At 76.0% G+C, this 2474-nt stretch carries 1 protein-coding gene and 1 pseudogene; both read right to left on the bottom strand.

Features of this window, described 5'->3' with window-relative positions:
• Nucleotides 1-1942: transglutaminase family protein (locus DZF91_RS24945; protein WP_158588042.1), on the bottom strand; the 1942-nt coding region annotated here is incomplete at its 3' end.
• A pseudogene (locus tag DZF91_RS40300) lies at nucleotides 1939-2474 on the bottom strand (hypothetical protein); the annotation flags it as partial. The pseudogene DZF91_RS40300 and the gene DZF91_RS24945, both read right to left, overlap by 4 nt.

The raw sequence follows: 2474 nt of genomic DNA on the forward strand, positions 1-2474 counted from the left end.
CCCGCACCGCCGGCGCCGCCGCCAGCAGCAGGACGACCAGCGTGCCGCCCGCGACCCACGGCGCGTAGCCGGGACCGCCGTGGTGCTTCTCGCGCGGCACGACCGGCGACCCGCCGGTGCCGGGCAGGTCGTTGCGGAAGCGCGGGCCGGTGGTCGGGCGTCCGCCCGGACCCACCGACGAGGACGGCTCCGGGTCCGGGCTGGTCGTGCCGTCGTCGCCGGTCCCGCCGGCGTTCGCCGCGAGGGAGTAGGCGGGCTCGGTGGCGGTGCCCTGGCCCGCGGCGCCCGCCGGGGTCGGCTCGAACCGCACCCAGCCCGCGCCCTCGAAGTACAGCTCGGGCCAGGCGTGCGCGTCGCGTCCGCGCACCTCCCACTCGCCGGACGGGTTCTGCCTGCCGGACGTGTACCCGACCGACACGCGCGCCGGGATGCCCAGCTCGCGCGACATGACCGCCATCGCGGCGGCGAACTGCTCGCAGTAGCCGCGCTTGTCGACGGTGAGGAAGTCGACCAGGTCCGAGCCGTGCTCGGGGGTGCCGACGGTCAGGTCGTAGCGGAACCCGCCGGTCCGGGTGAACCACGACTGGAGCCGCACGGCCGCGTCGTAGGGGGTGCGCGCGTCCTTCACCACCGCGACCGCGAGCTTGCGCACCTTGTCCGGGACGGACTTGGGCAGGTAGGTGAACTCCGCGAGCATGTCCCGGGTGTAGGTCCCGCCCACCTTGAGGTCGGACGGGCCGGGCAGCACGCGGCGGCTGGTCACGGTGAAGGACCGTCCGCCCACGCTGTCGCGCAGCGAGTAGACCATCAGTGACGGCGAGTGCACCCGCCAGTCGCCCTTGGCCTGGACCCGCACGGGCGCGTACGGCATCGGCAGGAACTGCAAATCGCGCAGGTCCTTGCTCACCTTGATCCGGGTGGTGACCAGCCGGGACGGCGCGACCGAGAGGCCGGGCGGGGCGGGCAGCGACGCGTCGCTCACCTTGTCCTTGGAGGTGGAGGCGACGCTGTAGGTCCAGCGGTCCCCGTCGAACCGGTCGAGCGCGTAGAGGCGCAGGTAGTCGGGGCGTTCGGCGTCGTCGCTGCGGTAGGTCAGCACGACCCCGTCGTCGGGGTTGGTGAGCTGGCGGGACAGGCTGACCATCGGGTCGGGCGTGGTGACGGTCCGGCCGCCGTCGCCGCCCGTGCCCCCGCCGCGCCCGCCGAACACGCCGCGCGGGTGGATGCCCGGGACCGCCATCGGCAGCAGGACGGCGACGGCGAGGGTGGCCGCGCCGATCCGGCGGCCACTGGTGGCCAGCGTCGAGATGTCCGGGTTCTCCCGGTCGGACGGCGGTTCCTCGTGCCAGCGCGGCGAGAACACCATCCGGCCCCAGCCGCCGACGCTCTCCCGCGCGTCCGCCATCAGCAGCGCGAGGAAAGCCGCCGCGCCGACCCCGAACACCATCCAGTTCACGCCGTGCTCGCGGATCGCCGCGGGCACGCTGTACATCGCCAGCAGCGGGAGGCCGGCGGGCGCGGCCCGGCGCAACCGGACGGCGAGCAGGTCCACGACGGTCGCGACCGCGCCGACGCCGATCGTCACCAGCAGGTGGATGCCCCGCCCGTCCGGGACGGGGGCGGCGTACCGGTTGGCGGCCGACCAGCCGTCGGAGACCAGGTCGCCCAGCCCGCCCAGCGACGACTGCGTGGGAATGATCCCGACCAGCGCCCGCCCGGGCGTGAAGACCAGGGTGCAGTAGAGCAGCAGCGCGACCGCCGGGCCGAGCGGATCGAACACCGCCGGGACCCGCAGCCGCCGCACCGCGACCGAGCCGAGCCCCGTCGCGACGACCGCGCCGAGCGCGTGCCAGAACCACTGCCCGCCCATGAACAGCGGATACAGCCCGACCGACCCGGCCAGCGTCGCCAGCCCGGCCATGACCGTCATCCGGATCCTCATGCCGCGCCTCCACCGCCGTTCCCGCCCGCCCGGCCCGCGCCGCGCGCGTAGTCGATGTCGAAGCCGTCCGGCTGCGAGACGACGCCCCAGGCGCCCGCGAGCTGCGCCGCCGTGCGGATCACGACGACCCGCCATCCCGCCGCCCGCAGAACCCGCGCCGCGCGGATCCCGGGCACCTCGTCCGCGACCCGGGACACCCGCTCGCCGCGACCCGCTCCATCCGCGCCGCCGGACGCGTGCGTGCCACGACCCGGCCCGTCCGCTCCGTTGGACGCGTGCGTGCCGTCCGCGCCGCCGGACGGGCGCCTGCCGTTGCCCGCGCCCAGGGTGCTCGCGTCGCGTGCCGCATCCCCTCCGAGGCCGGACGCGCTGTCGCCATGGACAGCCTCGGCCGCACTGCCGGACGGGCGCTTGCCGTTGCCCGATTCGCCGTTCGCGCCGGTGCCGTTGGCCGCCTGGCCTGCGGCGGTCTGCGCGGCGCCGCCGGCCGACGGCGTGCCGGCGTCATGGCGGGGGGACGGGACGCGCGCCG

Origin of the sequence: Actinomadura logoneensis, from assembly GCF_003428695.1 — a bacterium.
GTDB lineage: Bacteria > Actinomycetota > Actinomycetes > Streptosporangiales > Streptosporangiaceae > Spirillospora > Spirillospora logoneensis.